We start from the raw sequence: 18,773 nt of genomic DNA, 5'->3' as shown, positions 1-18,773 counted from the left end.
CTCAGTCGCGGCCGACGGGGAGCCGCCGCACCGCTGCGTCCTGCTCGGTCGCGGAGGCAGGTACATGCCTGCTCAGTGCCTCACCCTCGATATCCACATTCGGCAGCACACGGTTCAGGATACGAGGCAGCCACCAGGCCCGGTGGCCGAGCAGCGCCAGGACCGCGGGTGCGATCGCCATCCGGACCACGAAGGCGTCGAAGGCGACTGCGGAGGCCAGGCCGACGCCCATCGTCTGGATGGTCGGGCTGCTCATCCCGATGAATCCCGCGAACACGCTGATCATGATGATCGCCGCCGCGGCCACCACGCGCCCGCTGTGCCGGAAACCGCTGACGATCGCCTCGCCGGGGGGCGCGCCATGGACGTAGGCCTCCTGCATCCTGGTGAGGAGGAAGACCTCGTAGTCCATGGCGAGGCCGAACACTATTCCGATGATGAGAATCGGCATCAGCGACATGACCGGTCCGGTCTGCTCGATGCCGAGCAGGTCTGCCGCCCAGCCCCACTGGAAGACGGCGACGAGGACCCCGAAGGCGGCACCCACCGACAGCAGGAAGCCGAGCGCGGCCTTGACCGGGACCAGGACCGAGCGGAAGACCACCATCAGCAGGAGCACCGCCAGGCCGATGACCACGGTCAGGTAGGGGATGAGGGCGTCGGACATGGCTTCGGAGATGTCGATGTTCAGCGCGGTGGTGCCGGTCACCGCGATGCCGGCGCCCGTGTCGGCCTCGACGCCGTCGGCCGCGCTCCGGATCGCGTTCACCAGGTCCTTGGTCTCGCCGCTGTTCGGCGCGGTCCGCGGAACAGCGGTGAGGACGACCGTGTCCTTGTTCTGGCTGAGAACCGGATCACCGACCGACTCGACCCCGTCCACTCCCTGTACGGCCTTGACGACCAGGTTCGTGGTGGCCCGGGTGTCCCCGGACTCCGACGTGTCGACGACCACGGTCAGCGGGCCGTTGAAGCCGGGGCCGAAGCCTTCCGACAGCAAGTCGTAGGCACGGCGCTGGGTGGTCTCCACCGGCTTGGACTCGTCTCCGGGCAGCCCGAGTTCGAGGCTCAGCGCCGGCAGGGCGACGCAGCCGAGACCGAGTACGGCGATCATCAGCACGGTCCCCGGCCGGCGCAGCACGAACCGCGCCCAGCGGATGCCGAGCCCAGGCCGGCCGGCCGCGGTGGGGTCAGGGTGCGGGCGCCCGGTTCCCGGCCGGGTGGCCTCGCGGAAACGGCGGGACAGTACCCGTCGGCCGAAGAAGCCGAACAGCGCGGGGACCAGGGTCAGTGCGACGAGTACGGCAAGGGCCACGGCGCCCGCGCCGCCCATGCCCATCTTGGTGAGTTCGGGGATTCCGACGACCCCCAGCCCGATAAGGGCGATGAAGACGGTCGCGCCGGCGAAGACGACGGCGGATCCGGCCGTGCCCACCGCCCGGCCGGCGGCTTCCTCCGGCTCGCTGCCCCGGGCGCGCTCGTCGCGGAAGCGGGAGGTGATGAAGAGTGCGTAGTCGATGCCGACCGCCAGCCCCAGCATCAGCGCCAGGATGGCGACGGTGGACGTCAGGCCCAGTGGAACGGCCAGCGCGGAGATCAGGCCGAAGGCGATGGCCACGCCCAAGAAGGCGGTCAGCAGTGACAATCCGGCCGCGACCAGTGATCCGAGGGTGAGGACCAGCACCACCGCCGCCACCATCACGCCGATGAGCTCCGTCGTACCGCCAAGTTCCACTTCCGCATCCAGGGCCGAGCCGCCGATCTCGACGGTCAACCCCGCGTTCCGGGCCTGGATCGCGGCGTCCTCGAGGGCGTTCTTCGTCGGGTCGGTGAGGTCGACGGCGTCCGCGGTGTAGGTGATCGTGGAGTAGGCGATGGTGCCGTCCTCGCTGACAGCGCCGGTCTCATAGGGGTCGGTGGTCGACGCGACCTGATCGCCCCCGTCCAGCGAGTCGAGCGTGTCCTGGACTGCTGCCCTGTTCTCCTTGGCCGTGACCCGCTGTCCGTCCGGGGCCTGGAACACCAAGCGCGCCTCTGCGCCCTGGGAGTTGCTCTGGGGGAAGCGCTCGTCCAGCAGGTCGAACGCCTTCTGCGACTCGGTGCCGGGCATGGACAGGTCCTCTTCCTCCCCGGCCGGCGCCACGGCGGCGCCGACCACGGCCGCCACCAGGACACCCAGCCACAGACCGCCCACGAGCCGGCGCCGCCGGAAGGCCCATCGTCCGATCCGGTAAAGAAGTGTTGCCACCTGTTGATCACTCCAGACACCAATAGGTAAGGGGAATGCGCGATATTTACGCGCCTCCAACACTTCCCTCGGGCGTCCCGCCGGGCATCGTCACCCGCCGCCGTCTTCCCCTGGTGCGACCGGACCAGCCACTCGCGTGTCCTGGTGCCCACGCACTACGGGCCGGATCGGGGAACATCATGAGAGGGCATCGGCGAAGCCGCGGTCGGGGTGTCGAAGTTGCCTGATTTGCACCACACTTGGGGTGTGGAGGCAGGAGTGTTCTTCAACATCCTCACGTTGGTCGTCGCTCTCGTGGCGGTAACGATCGCTGCGGCTTCGGCCCTGCGGCAGGCTTCGGACACGCGGCGCACGAACCTTCTGCTGTTCACTGCGGAGCTGGGAAGCCGGACGCGTACGCCTGAGTTCAAGCAGGCCGCGGTGTTCATCACGACGGGGCTGGAAGGGTACGACCCCGCTCTGGGCATCTCAGGTCTGCCGTCGCCCGAGCGGGAGCAGGTGATGCTGGTCGGCGGGTTCTACCAAGACCTCGGAACCCTCGTGGTCACCCGGGTCCTGGAGGAAGACATCGCCATCGTGATGCACTACACCGGAATCAAGACCGTGTGGCGAGCGTTGGAGCCCTTCATCCGGGCGGAACGCCGACGGCTCGAGGAGCGACAGGCCGGCGGTCTGTGGGGGTCGTTCGAGCATCTTGCCGTCCACGCGGAATCCAAGTCCTATGAGGCCATGCGCGCTGAGATCAACCGGAAGTTCCCCCGCCGACGTTTCCCCACTCCGCAGGACTGAGCGGGAAGCGGCACGCCCACGCGGTTCGACGAAGCACGCGGACATCGGTGGCTCGCCTCGCTCTCCGAGCCCCTCAGTCCTTGCGGGCGAGGATGTGGACTTCTTGGAATTGCCGTTGGTCGGTGGGCCGGGGTTCACGGATCACGCGGTCTGTTTCGACGAGCCCGGTCTTGTGGAGCAGTGCGGCGAGGTGATCGGGCCACCACCGGTGGGCGGGTGTGACGGCGTGGTCGAAAACCTGTGTGGGGTGAGATGGGCCATCGGTTGCGGAGAAGGCGATGAGGAGGTGTCCGCCGGGCGCGAGCACGCGGTGGAACTCCGCGAGGATGGCGGGGAGTTGTTCCGGGGGAGTGTGGATGATGGACCAGCGCGAGAGTGCCCCGCTCAGTGTGCCGTCCGCGATGTTCAGCGCGGCCATCGATCCGACGTCGAACTGGAGGCCGGGGTAGGCCTGTCGGGCCAGGTCGATCATCGCGGGTGAGGCGTCGATGCCGAACGCGTCGAGTCCCAGCTCGTGGAGGTGGGCGGTGATGTGGCCGGGTCCGCATCCCAGGTCCGCGACTTGGCCGTTCCCGTCGCTGTTCCCACTCGTGCCGGCGCCGGTGATTTCGGCAAAGGCGTTGAGGATCGCGCGGTCGAGAGGTCTGTCGCGCAGTGTGTCGCGGAAGAGGTGTGCGTAGGTGGGGGCGGCAGCGTCGTAAGCCTGGCGGGTGGCGTTGAGGGTGTCGTGTTCGACCATGGGCGCGACAGTAGTTCCTGGTGCTGGGGAGGGTCGCGGGAATCTTGGTCTTCCCTGATCCCTGTGGAGTTGGGCTGTCGCTGTCGCTCTTGTGAAGCGCGATGGTGCGGACTCGGCAGCTCATGAGGTCGGTGCCGCTCCGCATCGAGGCCCCACTCCGACATCAGCACTGTCATGCCCGCCGCCGTGGCAGCGGCAGGCAGCGCGGTGAGGCGTCGTACGCGGGACCGGGGTCCGTGCACGACGCCTCACCGGGGTCAGGACATCAGCCCTTGACGGGGCCGCCGTTGATGGCGACGCGCTGGCCGTAGCGGGCGTAGGGGTAGTAGTCGTACGTCGCGTGGTGCTGGACGCAGCGGTTGTCCCAGAAGACGAGCGTGCCCGGGGTCCAGCGGACGCGGCAGTGCAGGACCGGCCTGCGGGCGATGATGTCGAAGAGTACGTCGAGCAGGGCCCGGCTCTCGTCGGCGGAGAGCTGGGGGATGCGGCTGGTGTAGGCCTTGTTGACGTACAGCAGTTTGCGGTCGGTCTCGGGGTGCCGGGCGATGAGCGGGTGTTCGCTCTTGGGGATGACGTAGTCCGCGGGCGGCGTGTACCCCGCCAGGGCATGCGCGCCGTCGTGTATCGCGGTCAGCGGGTCCAGGAGGGCGCGCATGGCCGGTGAGAGCATGCCGTAGGCGAGGTGCATGTTCGCGAAGAGGGTGTCGCCGCCGCATCCCGGCTCGGGTATCTCGGTGATGTAGAGCATCGACCCCAGTGACGGTTCGGCGTCGGCGGTGCCGTCCGCGTGCCAGCCGTTGCCCGCCACGTCCGCCGCAGCCGACGTCGTGCGGATCTCCAGGACGTAGGGATCGCCCTCGGGCGGCGGCGGGTTGACGGGGCGCAGTTCGCCGAACGCGGCGGCGAAGCCCTTGTGCTGCTCGGCGGTGATCGTCTGATCGCGGAAGACGAGGACGTGGTAGTCGCGGAAGGCGGCCCGGATCTCTTCCAGTTGCTCCGCCGGGATCTCCTGCGACAGGTCGACGCCCGAGACCTCCGCCCCCAGAACAGGGGTGATCCGTTCGACGGTGAGAGTGCGGTAGGGGTACGCGGGACGCGTGGTCACCGCTTCCAGTGCTTCGCGTTCGTATGACTCCATGTCATCCTCCAGAGGCGGGGTGGGGTTTACAGGTCAGCGGTCCCGCGAGTACCGGTACCAGGGGACGCCAGCGTCGCCCTGATGGTCTCGGCCACCGTGTCCACATGGGGTGCCGCGACGATGCCGTAGTGGTCCGTGGGCAGATACCTGCGTACGGCGGACGGGGGCAGGCAGGTGTTCCACTGCCGGTCCGGCTCCTGAGGGTCCGCGGGAGTGGGCATGCCCGCCGTGGGGTGTTCGGCCAGCCACAGATACGTAGGGACGGAGGCGAGCGGCCGTACGCGATGTTCCCCGAGGCTGCGCAGGTTCGCTCGGCAGCAGCGGGCCAGCCTCTCGGCGTACGCCTGTGCGTGTTCGGTCGGCAACGAGGAGGCGCCGGTGCCGAGTTCGGCGGCGAACACCTTCTCCAGGTGAGCCTCGTCGTAGGCGGCGACCAGCGCCTCCGCCCGGGGCGGTGGCGGATCCAGAAGATAGAGCGCTTCCAGCGGCCGGTCGGCCGACTCGGCGAGGCACGCCATCTCCATCGCCACACGGGCGCCGTAGGACCATCCGGCCAGGTGAAGCCGGTGGTCCGGTCCGCCGAAGCGCTCACGTAGTGCCGCGTCGTAGTGATGGGCCCGCTCGGCCAGTGACCATGCGGGCATCTCGGTGTCGCGGAGGGCCGGGTCGGCGATGAGGCACACCGTCGGGGCGGGTCCGAGCGCTGCCACCAGGGAGCGGTAGGCCTGGATGTCACCGCCCACGGGGTGCACCAGGCACAGGACGGCCGAACCGATTCCCTCCTGCCAGACGTCGAGGACGACCCGGGAGGTGCTTCCGGCCGCCTCGGTGCTGGGCTCGACGGAGGTGAGAGCCGCCTCGATGTGTTTCAGGATCTCCGCCAGACTGACGCGGTGACTGAACGAGGCCAGGTCGAACTCGACGCCGTAGTCGTCCTCGATCTGGTCGATCAGGCTGATCAGGGTCAGCGAGTCGGCGCCCAGGTCGTAGAGAGAGTCCTCGGGGTCCAGTTCGGCCACGCCCAGCAGATCCTGGATCACCCTGGCCATGGCGTCCCCTCGCTCTCCGGTACTGCCCGCGTCGGTGGCCCCCTCCTTCCCGTCCGTCGGGTGCGGTGGTCCGGAGCACGAGGACCGATCCGCGTTCTCGGCGGGAGCGTAGAAGGCTCGGGAGACATCGATGTCGGTTGTGGACACGAGGAGTTGCGGCAGTTGCAGGGCGAGGGCGTGGGCGAAGACCGCTTTGCCCTCCTCGACGGTCAGGCCGACCGCGAGGTGGGCCTGATGGCGGCTGTCCGTGTTCAGGACCCGGGTCGCCATTCCGGTCTCGCTCCAGATGTCCCAGTTGACGCCGATCCGGACGGTCGTCTCCGTCTCGGAGGCCCGGTGGTGGGCGAAGCCGTCGAGGAGGCTCGCGCCGGCCGCGTAGTCGCTCTGGCCGACACCGCCGAGCAAGGCTGACATCGAGGAGCAGTAGACCGCGATCTCGGGTCGGAAGGCTCCGATCAGGTACTCGACGACGAGTGCGCCCCTCTCGCGGACCGCGGCGGCGTCGCGCATGGCGGTGGCGTCGCGTCGCACGAGCAGCGCGCCGTGTCCGAGACCGGCCGCGTGGATGACGCCGTCCAGCCGAGACGTTTGGCCGGCGACGGCCGCCGCCACTTCGTGAACGGGCATGGTCGCGAGATCCGCCGGGACGAGCCCGACGCGGTCGGCCCATCCGTTCAACTCCTCGGGCAGCCGCGGGTTTCTCGACAGCAACAGGACGCGACTACGGGTGTGTTCGAGCAGCCAGGCGGCGATGGCGCGGCCTATGCCGCCCGTGCCGCCGAGCACCAGGTGGACGGTGTCCGCTCCGGCCGGTACGAGGGACCGCGTACCCTCAGGCTCCGGTACCGGCATGGTGCCCGGCCGCCACCAGAAACCCTGCCGCAGCGCGAGCTGGCGCGGTAGTGCCGGTCCGTCGGGATGACCGGCCCCACGTGTATCGGCGACGACCGAGGCCACGTGTCCGGCCCAGCGGGTGAGGTCGCCGTCGGGGAGGTCGAGCCAGTGGCCGTTCAGGGCGGACTCCTGGTGGGCGACCTCGACCGGCCCGGCGAGGAGCGCCAATTCAGGTCTGTCCACCGTTCCCGTCACGGGCCGGGCGCCGTACGACAGCCACCACACACGCGGGGAGTCGTTTCGCCCTGCCAGCGCCTGGGCCAGGGCCGCCGTGCTGTCCACGCAGGTGTGACGGGCGTGTTCCAGGGAGCCGGGACCGACCGGCCCTGTCACGTCGAGGGGCAGGGCGTGCACCCACTCCATGTCGGCGGAAGCTGGGACGCCGTCCTCGGACAGCGCATCGAGCAGCCGGCGCAGAGACGCCGGATTCGCAGGGTCCGCGTCGTAGGCGTCCGGCCCTCTGCGGGCGAAGGCGGCGGCCGGGTGCACCCGTATCACTTGTGACGCCACCGCTCTGAAGGGCGCGAGCGCTGTCCGCGGGGTGTTCTCCGGGGCTACGACGACCACGGCGGACGCGCGGCCGGCCGGCACGGTGGTGTCCGCGACGGCGGCGCGGCGCAGCCGGACCCAGTGCGGCTGGTGCAGCCAGTTCGCCCGGGGCAGCCGCCGGGGTGTGGCGGCCGGGGCCTCGCGCGGCTCCTCGGGCAGTCGGTCGAAGTCGTACTCCGCGAGGGAGAAGGACGGGGGCGGGAAGTCCCAGGGCGCCGGAGCGGAGCCTGCCCCCCAGTCGACAGGGCGACCGGCGGTCCAGTCCTCAGCGAGGTCGTCGGCCGTGCGACCGGCCGCGGAGACCGTTACGGCGTCCGGGTCCGCGGTGCCGAGCGGCACCGCTCCCGTGGCCACCGCGCGAAGCCAGTGCTCGGCCGCAGCCGCGTCCGTCACGGTGGTCGCGGTCCGCAGGCGGCGGGCGACCCGCCCGGCCTGGAGATGACGCAGCACGAACCCGTGGCGCTCCGGGTGCAGTTGGAGGTGGTCGGCGATCCGAGCGGCGTCGGCGGCGAGGGCGTCCGCGCTGGAGGCCGACAGCACCAGGCACTTGGGTACCTCGCGGGCCCTCATCGGTACGGGCGCGGTGTCCTGCTCCACGATGACGTGGGCGTTGGTGCCGCCGATCCCGAAGCTGCTGACCGCGGCGACCCGTTCGCGTCCCTCGGGCCAGGGCGTCGCCTCGACCGGGACGTAGAAGGGCGTGGGATCGGGGCCGATCTCCGGGTTGAAGGCACGGAAGTTGAGGTTGGGCGGAAGCGTCCCGTGGTGCACGGCGAGGACCGCGCGCACGAGGCCCACCACACCGGCGGCCGCGCCCATGTGACCGAGCTGGCTCTTGACGGAGCTCAGGGCGCAGCGGCCGGACTCACTCACGTCGAACGCCTGCCGTAGAGCCGCCACTTCGATCGGGTCGCCCAGCCGGGTGCCGGTGCCGTGGGCCTCCACATAGCCGAGGTCGGCGCCTGTGCGTCCGGCGCGGGACAGGGCGGTCCGGATCACCTCCCTTTGCCCGGCCAGGGACGGCGCTGTGTAACTCATCTTCGCCGCACCGTCGTTGTTGATCGCGGAGCCCGTGATGAGCGCGTAGACGGTGTCACCGTCGCGCCGTGCCTCCCGCAGTGTTTTGAGGACCACGACGCCGACGCCGCTCGCGCCGACCGTGCCGGTGGCGTCGGCGCTGAAGGGCCGGCAGTCGCCGTCCGCGGAGAAGATGTGCTGCGGGCGGTAGCGGTAGCCGCCGGTCAGCCCGGGGTCGATGAGTACTCCTCCGGCGAGCATCACGTCGGCTTCGCCCTGCCGGAGCAGACCGGCGGCGAGGTGCACGGCGACGAGAGAGCTGGAGCAGGCTGTCTGGGCGCTGAAGGCGGGGCCGGTCAGCCCGAGGTGGTACGCCACCTTCGTGGCCAGGAAGTCCTTCTCATGGTGCAGCGCGAGCTGGAAGCCGTCCGGCAGTCGGCCGGGGTCCGCCTCGCGCAGCAGGGACTGGAAGTAGGTGTTCTCCCCGGCGCCGGCCACCAGGCCCACCCGTGTGGCCGAGGTGTCCGCCACTCCGGCGTGCGCCAGGGCCTGCACGCCGGCCATCAGCAGGTGGCGCTGCTGGGGGTCCATCAGACGTGCCTCTTGGAGGCTGATGCCGAAATGGCCCGGGTCGAAGTCGAGCATGCCGTCGAGCGTGCTGTGCGCGCCGACGACTCCTTCCGGCGCGTCGATGCGGCGGATCCCGGTGCCGCCGGAGACCACCAGCTCCCAGAAGGCGGCCAGGTCCGGGGCGCCGGGCACCCGCACCGCCATGCCGACGACCGCGATCGGCTCGCCGGGTTCGGGGGTCCCGTCATTCGTCGCGGCCGATGGGGTGAGTGGCCGCGGGGCGCTGAGGTGGCGGGCCAGGGAGCGGACGGTGACGTGCTCGAACAGGTCCGCGACGCTGAAGCGTAGACCGAGTGCCGTGGTGCAGCGCAGGTGGAAGCGCATCAGGGCGAGACTGGAGGCACCCGCTTCGAAGAAGGTCTGGTCCGGTGCGATCGTCGACCCGGTGACCTCCTCGAAGGCGGCGGTGAGGCGCTCCTCCTCGGCCGACAGGCCCGTGCGGGCGATCGCGGAACGGCTTATCTCCTCCCCAGGTGCCCGGACGACCGCCTGCCGGTCCAGCTTGCCGCTGGGTGTGCGGGGCAGCCTCTCCAGCCTGCGGAAGCGGTCCACACGCACGTAGGAGGGCAGAAGGGCGGACAGATGTGCGGTCAGGTCGTCGGCGGACGGCGCTTCGCCACGGATTTCCAGGCCGGCCGTCAACCGGTCTCCCACACGTGTGACGACCGCGTTGACCACCGCCGGATGGCGCAGCAGGGCCGCCTCGACGGAGCCGAGTTCAAGCCGGTGCCCGCTCAGTTTGATCTGCTGGTCGTCGCGCCCCGCGTAGTGCAGCAGGCCCTCACCGTCGAAGAACGCCCGGTCACCGCTGCGGTAGAACAGGCCCGCGCCGGGCAGTTCGACGAAGCGGGTGTCGACGAGTGCGGGTTCGTCGAGGTAGCAGCGGGTGGTCATGGTGCCGCCGATCAGCAGCTCGCCGGTGCACCAGGTCGGGACCGGATCGCCCTGGGCGTCCACCACACGCAGATCGGCGCCGGCCACCGGGCGTCCGATGGCTGGCCGCTCGGGCCATTGCCCAGGATCTCCCTCCAGACACAGGGCGCTGACCACATGTGTCTCGGTCGGCCCGTAGTGATTGAACAGGCGTGCGCCGGGGAGTCCGGCGAACCAGCGCCGGATGCTGTCAGTGCACACCAACTGCTCGCCCGCGGTGACTATTTCACGCAGCCGGGAGGGATACCTGTTCAGACGGACGGCGTACTCGGCGAGCAGTTGCAGGGCCACGTAGGGCATGAAGATCCGCTCGGCGCCCACGGAGTCCAGCCGGTCCAGGAGCGCGGGCGCGTCCTGACGCCACTCGGGACGTATGAGCTGGAGGCTGCCACCTGTGCACAGTGTCCCGAAGATCTCCTGGAAAGACACGTCGAACGCCAGCATCGAGAACTGCTGGGTTGCCGCGGGGGCGTTCAGGCCGCCGGGACCGGACTGCCACCTGATCAGGTCGCACAGTGTGCGGTCGTGGATCTGCACGCCCTTGGGGACGCCGGTGGAGCCGGAGGTGAACAGCGTGTACAGGGGGCGGGCGCCGTCGTGTGACGGCGCGTCCACCGTGCGTCGGTCATCCGTGTGCCCGTCGTACGACGCACTCGTGCCGTCGCCCTTCCGCGGCGCCTGGTCCGCCGGTTCGACGAGGTGGCGCACCACACCGTCCGGGAGCAGCGTGTCCAGTGTCGGCGAGCTGTCCTGCGTGGTGAGGACGCACAGCGGGTCGATCTGTTCCAGGACGCGGCGCAGCACGTCGGCCGGGTAGGAGGGGTCGAGGGGGACGGCGGTGACGTTGAGCCTTGCCAGCGCCAACAGCGCCACCACGTGTTCGGCGGAGGGGTCCAGGTACAGGGCCGCCCGGCAGGGGCTGCTGTCTGCCGGGATCGGGTAGCGGTCGGCGAGTTCCGTGGCGAGGGCTTCGGCGCGTGCGTCGAGGGCCGCGTAGCTCAGGGTGTCGCCGTCTGCCGTGACGACGGCGGGGGCGTCCGGAGTACGGGCGACCTGCCGGCCGAAGCCTTCGGCGACCGTGGTGAAGCCGGGTTCCGTTGCGGGTCCGCGCCCGTGCTCCGGAAGGGACCGCCGGTACGGCACGACGAGGTCACGAGCGGTGGAGCGGCCACCGGCCGCGAGCGCGTCCACGCCCCGCCGGAACAGTTCCGCCATGGCCTCGATGTCTTCGCCGGTGAACCGGTCCTCGGCGTACTCCCACAGCACGTCGAGTCCGTCCGCGTGCTCGACCACGGAGACCGTCATCGGGCACTTGGCCTCCGGTGCCGCCCACCACAGGGGTTGCTGGGCGCAGCCGGGCAGCCGCAGCGCACCGAAGTCGGTGTTCTCCAGGACGAACAGGAAGTCGAACGGTGTGCTGTCGCCGACGCCCTCCCAGCCGGTCAGGACGTCTGCGAGCGCCACGTCCTGGCGTCCCAGTACCTGCCCCGTATCGGTCTTGGTGCGGGCGAGGTGTGAGCGTAGGTCCTCACCGGGCACGACGGTCAGAGGCAGCAGCACGGTGTTCGCCATCATGCCCGCGCTGTTCTCGAACTCGCGTACCTGGCGGTTGGCGACCGGGGCGGCGATGCGTGGGCGGAGCAGGCCGGTCACACCGTACAAGCACCAGGAGAAGACACTCAGCAGGACCTGGAACCGGGTCAGTCCGAACTCGGCGCTCAGCTGGTCCACCTGGGCCCGCCGAACGACGTCGAGCGACGTGTGCAGCAGGTGCGCCCGCGGTGCCGGACCCGTGTCCCGGGCGGGCAGCGGCTCCTGCGGCTCCTCCAAACCCTGGTAGAAGGCGAGCAGTTCATCCCGCCGCACCTGGTAGGCCGTGCTCGCGAACCGGTCGCTCTGCCAGACCGCGAAGTCCAGTGGGGTCGGAGCGGGGACCTCGTGCCGGCCGTTTTCGGCATAGGCGGCCGACAGGTCGTGCAGCAGGATGCTCAACGACCAGCCGTCCACGGATATGTGGTGCAGGTGCAGCAGGAGAGTGCCGCCGCCCTCACGCGGCAGCCAGCAGGCCCGGAGCATGCGGGGGACGGCGAGGTCGAAGGGCTCGGCGAAGAAGGTGTCGGCGAAGGCGTGCGCTTCCTCCTCGTCCCAGGCCCGCTGGGGGCCCGGTTCGTGCCAGGGGTCGTACGGCTTGCCGACGGTCTGCTCCAGGCCGTCCAGCCCGAGGCCGAAGCTCGTCCGCAGCGACTCATGACGTGCCACCAGGCTGCGCAGCGCTTGCCGGAGGGCAGTGGTGTCGACGGGTCCGTCCAGGCGGAAGGCCTGGTTGACGGAGTAGGCCCGGGAGCCCGGGGTGTGGCGCTGTACCAGCCACAGCCGCTGTTGTTCGCTGGTGGCGGGCGCCGAGCGGGCACCGGAGACCACCGGTGCCGGCAGGGCGCTCTCCTCGCCGGGACGGACCATGGTGAGGGACCGGGCGACGGTGGCCAGGTCGCCGTGAAGGACGGCCGCCTGAGTCAGCTCGCGGCCCCATCGCTGTCGTACGGCGAAGCAGAACCGAAGCGCCTTCAACGAGTCACCGCCGCTGGCGATCCACCGGTCGCCGAGCCCGAGACCGGTGGTGCCGAGTATCTCCTCGGCCAGTTCGACGACCCGGCGCTCGGTCTCCGTCGCGGGCGGTCCGTCGGAGTCGGAGGCGGCGGCCCGCCAGGGCTGGTCGGCCTGCCGCAGCAGGGCGGCCCGGTCGACCTTGCCGTTGGCGTTGAGCGGCAGCTCAGCTACGAGATGGATCTGGTGGGGGCGCATGTAGGCGGGCAGGTGGGTCGTCAGGTGGCTGGTGAACTCCTCGTAGGACAGCTCCTGACGGAGGACGACGAACGCCAGCAGTTCGTTGGGACCCTCCTGGCCCGCGCGGTGCGTGCACACGTAGGCCCGCTGGACCGCCGGGTGGGTGAGAACGTGCCGTTCCACCTCGCCCGGCTCGATCCTGAAGCCACGGACCTTTACCTGGCGGTCGGTTCGTCCGACGTACTCCACCAAACCCTCGTTGTCGGCCCGTACGAGGTCACCGGTGCGGTAGTACGGCTCCTCACCACCGTCGAGCCACGGAAGCCGTACGAAACGCCGCTCGGTCTCCTCGGGAAGGTTGCGGTATCCGACGGCGAGTCCGGCTCCGCTCAACAGGAGTTCGCCGACCTCACCGGGCGCGGCGACCCGTTCCCGGCCCGGTACGACCAGGACCGCACCGCTCTGCGGCAAGGGGCGGCCGATCGGCACCACGTCCCCGTCGAAGTCCCGCGGGATCGGATGGCACAGGGCGAAGGTGGTGGACTCCGTCGGCCCGTATATGTTGAACAGACGGGTGCCGCTGTCGGCGTTGTCCCGGTACCAGCGGCGCATCACCTGAGGGTTGAGCGGCTCACCGCCCACAAGAACCTCGCCGGCCGTGGCGAAGCAGTCCGGCACAGCCGTGACCATAGCGTCGAACAGCGCCGTGGTGATGAAGACGGTGTCCACGCGCTCGTGCCGCAGTGCGGCGGCGAACCGCTCGGGAGTCTGCACGTCCGAGTCGCTCAGGATCACGCAGCAACCGCCGGTCAGCAGGGGCGCCCAGACTTCGAAACTCAGCGCGTCGAACGCCGGATTGGCCAGGCAGGCATAGCGCAGACCGGGGTCGACGCGGATGTAGCCGGGTTGTGCCAGTCGCCGGACTCCGGCGTCACGGACCTCGACTCCTTTGGGCTGCCCCGTCGTTCCGGAGGTGTAGAACAGGAAGGACACCTCGCCGGGGACGGACGGTGCCTCTACGGCGGCAGCGCTATCAGGAAGTTCGGGCAGGAGGCTGTCCGCGGCGAGCGCCTTCACGTCCTGCGGGATCCCGGTGACGCTCTCGAGCGTCTCGTACACCGTGGCGACCGCGGCGGAGTCCCGGAGGATGAAGCGACGCCGTTCGGCGGGGCTCTGTGTGTCGAGGGGCACGACCTGCGCCCCCAGCCGCAGAATGCCCAGCATCACGCAGACCAGCCGCCACGACCGCGGCAGCGCCACCGCCACGGCCTGCCCCGCGGTGACGCCCCGGCGCCTCAGCTCCTCGGCGACGGTGGCGGCCGCCCTGTTCAACGTCGCGTAGTCGAGGCTGACTTCGCCGTCGACGACCGCCTCGGCGTGTGGTGTGCGAAGGGCTCGGCGGTGAATCTCAAGGGCTATCCCGGTTGGGGCGCTCACGTCCTCGGCCACGCCGGTGGGGGACGTTTCCACGCGCGGTTTCATCGTGCCTCCGACGTGCCTGAAGGTGTTGTGCGTTCCGTGTCGCCCTGGCCGGCGGCGGACGTCATCCGGTGCAGTTCGGCGGTGAGTACGGCGGCGACGCGGGGCAGTTCGTCGCTCTCCAACATGTCCCAGTGGCCGCAGGCAACCGGCTCGACCACGAACTCACCGCTGACCCGCTGGCGCCAGAACGCGCGTAGACGAGCGGCACCCTCGCCGTTCGCGTCCTCGTCCTCCACGGCCGTCGCCTGCATCAGCACGGTACGGGCGGGCGATTCGGGTACGGCGTAGTCACGCGCCGTCTCGCGATGGTGGTTGTAGACGTTCAGGTACCGGGCTACCTGGTCGTCGTCGATACCCGGGTACATGCCGTTGAAGCGCACCAGCTTCTCCCGGAACTCCTCCATGCCGACCGGCGCGATCGCGGCGCGCTGCTCGTCGTCCTGGGCACCGTGGGTGTCGAGGAGGACCACGCTGACCTTGTCGTGTCCGGCCGCCACCAGACGGCGGCCCATCTCGTACGCGATCAGACCGCCGTAGGAGAGCCCGCACAGCACGAGTGCCTCGTCGGCGCCGGGATCGACGAGTCGCAGGTACTCCTCGGCCATCGCCTCGACACCGGGCAGGGTGGGCTCGCCGGGATTGATACCGGGCGCCTGAAGCCCCACCACGCCGATGTCGTCGGCCAGTTCGGCGGACAATGGCAGGTAGCAGAACGCGGTGCCGCCGGCGGGGTGCACACACACCACACGCTGCCGGTCGCTACCCGCACGGAATTCGACCAGGTTGCTGCGTTCCGTGGACCGCGCGGCATCGCCTCCGCCTCCGCGCACCCGCTCGGCGAGCGCCTCGATGGTGGGGTGCAGCATGACGTCCCGGACGGCCAGGGCGACACCGAGTTCCTCCTGGACAGCAGACGCCATCTTGATCGCCGATATCGAAGTGCCGCCCAGCTCGAAGAAGTTGTCACCGATTCCGATGTCCGGGTGCAGCAGTACCCCGCGCCAGACCCGGTAAAGCGCCATCTCCACATGGTCACGGGGCGCGGCCGTGTTGACCCGCTCCGTGCGGACTCCTGCCGCTGCGCGCAGCACCTCCGTCCGGTCCACCTTGCCGCTGCGGTTCAACGGCAGTCGCGGGAACTCGGCCACCACGGAGGGGATCATGTAGTCCGGCAGACGGTCCTTGAGGGCCGCTCGCCACTCGTACGACATCCGCGTGCCCTCGGCGTCACATCCCACACCGGCGATCAGGTAAGGGCCACCGGGTGTCTCGCGATCGGCCAGGACGACGGCCTCCCGCACCCCGGGGACCGCCAGCAGCGCCGCCTCGACCTCGCCGGGTTCGATACGGAAGCCGCGCAGCTTGAGCTGTTCGTCGCGGCGGCCGACGTACTCGGCGTTGCCGTCCGGCAGCCAACGCGCCAAGTCGCCGGTGCGGTAGAGGCGTTCACCGGGGACGAACGGGTCGGGCACGAAGAGTTCGTCGGTGAGGTCGGGGCGGTTCAGATATCCACGGGCCAGACTCGCTCCACCGAGGTAGACCTCTCCGGCAACTCCCACGGGTACCGGGCGCATTCGGTCGTCGAGCAGGTACAGGCGTGTGCCACGCAGGGGCCGCCCGATGGGACACGACCGCTCGTACGGCTGCGGGTCGGTGTAGGCGGTGGAGTAGAGCGTGGCCTCGGTCGGGCCGTAGCCGAAGCAGATGCGCAGGCCGGGCAGCAGCTCACGCATACGGTGCAGGGTGCTCTCAGGCAGGGATTCCACTCCGGTGAGGAGCTGACGCAGGCTTGATCCGGCCAAGCGTGTGGCCGGATCCTCGCCGATCCACAGGACGTAGGACGGGGGCAGAAACGCCTGGGTGACCCTGCGTTCGCGCATCCAGTCCATCAATGCCCGGGGGTCACCACGGAGTTCGTCGGGAACGAGGTGGAGCACGGCGCCGGTGGTCAGCGGGACGAGGAGTTCGTGCACCGACGCGTCGAAGCCGATGCTCGACCAGGCTGAGGACGCCTCGCCGGGGGCATCCCCCATGAGGTCACGCCAGTGGTCGAGGAGATTGACGACGCTGCCGTGCGTCACCGCCACGCCCTTGGGCCGACCGGTCGAGCCCGAGGTGTAGATGACGTAGGCGAGCCGAGTCAGGTCCATGTCGATGGTCGGTGCCTCGTCATGCGTCCCCGCTGCCTCCACCTTCGCCAGGTGCTCCCACAGCTGTCCGTCGCCCTCCGTGGTGTCCCCCTGATCGGTCAGCACGAGGACCGGTGCGGCGTCGCTCACCATGGCGGTGAGCCGCTCCGGGGGCTGGCCGGGGTCGAGAGGCAGATAGGCGGCTCCGGACTTAAGGATCCCGAGCACACCGATGACGAATCCGGCCGTACGTCCGGCGTGCAGGCCCACCACACGGTCGGGGCCGGCACCGCGGGCGATCAACGCATGGGCGAGACGGTTGGCCCGGCGGTCGAGCGTCGCGTAGTCCAGTTCCGTGTCGTCGGCCACCACCGCACACTGCTCGGGTCGTTCGCGGACCTGCGCGGCGAAGCGCTCCAGCACGTCCGCCGATGCCGGGTCGGCCACGGTGGGCCCTGTGCTGAAGGTGGCGAGGAGTACCCGCTGCTCTTCCTCGTCGAGCAGCGTCAGGTCGGCGATCTCGGCATCGGGCCGCTCGGTCATCAGACGCAGCACGCGCAGGAACTGACGTACGCACCGTTCGATCGTCGCCCGGTCGAACAGCGCCACCGCGTAGTCGATCTCCCCGGTGAGGTGCCGGCCCTCGTCGGCCAGGGCCAGGACCACGTCGAACTTCGCGGGTACGTGGGCGGCGTCCTCCCGCAACTCGACCTCCAGACCCGGGAGTTCGAATTCCCTCCGCATGGAGGGGACCCAGGCGAACGCGGTCTGGAACAGGGCCGTGTAGGCGGGACTCCGCGGTGGGTTGACCAGTTCGACGACTCGCTCGAAGGGGAGGTCGACGTGCTTGAGGGCGTCACGGATCCGCTGGTTCACCCGCTTCAGGGCGTCTTTGACACTGGGTGAGCCGGAGAGGTCCGCGCGCAGGGCGAGGGTGTTGACGAAGAAGCCGATCAGACCCTCGACGTCGCCGCCTCGGCGGTTCGACGTGGGGGCGCCGACCACGATGTCGTCCTGCCCGGAGAGCAGGGACAGCAGTACGGACCAGCCGGTGAGGACGGTCGCGTAGAGGGAGACATCGTTGTCAGCGGCCAGCGCGCGCAGGGCTCGCGTCAGGTCCTCGTCGACAGTCACGGGCAACCGGTCGCCGTGGAAGTCCTGTTCGGGCGGGCGGGGCCGATCGGCGGGCAGGGAGATCACGGCCGGGGTGTCGGCCAGTGCGCTGGTCCAGTAGTCGGAGTGTGAGGCGGGCTCGTCTCCCGACATCCACTCCCACTGCCGGCGCGTGTAATCGCTGTACTGCCAGGTCAGTTCGGGCAGCGTGACGTCCTGTCCCTGCTGAAGCGCGGAGTACACCAGGCCCAGCTCTCTCAGCAGCAGGGAGCGAGACCAGCCGTCGAAGACGAGGTGATGCACCGTCAGGATAAGTACGTGATGGTGTGGTTGGAGCGCTATCAGGCAGCCGCGCGCCATGGGCTCCTCGCCCAGGCGGAACGGGGTGCTCTCCACCTCCAACCGTATTCGGGTGAACCGTTCGGGCCCGTCCGGCAGTCCCGTCAGATCCTCGAAGGTCACGGGGAACCCCGTGTCCGGCGGATCGACGACTTGAAGGGCCGAACCCTCGGAGGGGACCAGCCGGGTGCGCAGGGCCTCGTGCCGGGCCGCGAGCAGATGCAGTGCTTTGATGAGCAGGTCTCTGTCCAGCGGTCCCCGGATATCGAAGGGCATCGGCTCGTTGTAGGCGGCGCTGGCATCTCCGTCCATGCGCGCCATGACCCACAGACGTTCCTGCGCCAGTGACAAAGGCGCGGATTTCGTCTCTTCGTCGGAATGAGTGCTGACTGCGATCCGGGGTAAAGACACGGATTACCCTTCACGAGAAGAGAACGCGGCGGAAAACAGTTCCAGGCGTTCCCGGAGTATCAGTGGTTCACGCGATCCAGCACGAGCGTGCCGGAATGGTCACCTTCGCGCGGCTTCAGATCGACGTCCGGAATGTGTGCGTTGCAATCGAAGTAGGGCGAAAGTAATGCCTACGGGTCCAGGTCCTTCCAGGGGGCCCCAACTGGGGCGATCGGCTGTCCAGCCTGGTCAGCGCGCGCTTGGCTGCCGTGCGAGCAACACGGAGCGCGGGCCGTTCCGGATTTCGAACCGGACTTTCACGGACTCGGTGAGGGCTCACGCAAGCTTCTGAGAATCGCCATCTGTCTACCAGAACTCCGTAAAGTTTCGCGAAATGTATGCGACGTGACGGTTGCGGACGCTTCTGTTTGCTCGGCCACCCTTGCGGTGGCTGATTTCCGTTGTTGCTAAATGTGCTCCGATTGAAGGGTGGTCAACCGTGACCCACGTCACACCCAATCGGTAAGGGAACCTTGTTCGCGCTAGGCGTGCG

Annotated in this window: 6 protein-coding genes; 1 reads left to right on the top strand and 5 read right to left on the bottom strand. The window is 69.5% G+C overall.

Annotated features, from left to right (window positions below; translation table 11 throughout):
* Position 1 precedes the first annotated feature (1 nt).
* Positions 2-2,245, bottom strand: a complete 2,244-nt coding sequence (locus ACIBLC_RS29155; protein ID WP_399214257.1) for an MMPL family transporter — start codon at positions 2,243-2,245, stop codon at positions 2-4.
* 258 nt (positions 2,246-2,503) lie between these two features.
* Between ACIBLC_RS29155 and ACIBLC_RS29150 the strand changes: the two genes are divergently transcribed.
* Positions 2,504-3,034 (top strand): hypothetical protein, encoded by a 531-nt coding sequence (locus ACIBLC_RS29150; RefSeq protein WP_399214255.1) that lies wholly within the window; start codon positions 2,504-2,506, stop codon positions 3,032-3,034.
* Positions 3,035-3,107: 73 nt separating this feature from the next.
* Here ACIBLC_RS29150 and ACIBLC_RS29145 read toward each other — a convergent pair whose 3' ends face one another.
* The 4 genes from ACIBLC_RS29145 to ACIBLC_RS29130 form a co-directional block, all read right to left on the bottom strand.
* A complete protein-coding gene (locus ACIBLC_RS29145; protein ID WP_399214253.1) occupies positions 3,108-3,773 on the bottom strand; it encodes a class I SAM-dependent methyltransferase in 666 nt (221 codons plus the stop codon).
* A gap of 265 nt (positions 3,774-4,038) precedes the next feature.
* A complete protein-coding gene (locus ACIBLC_RS29140; RefSeq protein WP_399214252.1) occupies positions 4,039-4,911 on the bottom strand; it encodes a TauD/TfdA dioxygenase family protein in 873 nt (290 codons plus the stop codon).
* A 26-nt stretch (positions 4,912-4,937) separates the two neighbouring features.
* Positions 4,938-14,249 (bottom strand): amino acid adenylation domain-containing protein, encoded by a 9,312-nt coding sequence (locus tag ACIBLC_RS29135; RefSeq protein ID WP_399214251.1) that lies wholly within the window; start codon positions 14,247-14,249, stop codon positions 4,938-4,940.
* Positions 14,246-18,241, bottom strand: coding sequence for an amino acid adenylation domain-containing protein (locus tag ACIBLC_RS29130; protein ID WP_399214250.1), 3,996 nt, complete (start codon positions 18,239-18,241; stop codon positions 14,246-14,248). Before ACIBLC_RS29130 ends, ACIBLC_RS29135 begins: the two co-directional genes overlap by 4 nt.
* Positions 18,242-18,773: the final 532 nt, after the last annotated feature.

The organism is Streptomyces sp. NPDC050535, from assembly GCF_044457665.1.
Classification (GTDB): Bacteria; Actinomycetota; Actinomycetes; order Streptomycetales; family Streptomycetaceae; genus Streptomyces.
Note: the sequence above shows the minus strand (reverse complement) of the source record. Positions and strands in the feature narration are given on the sequence as shown.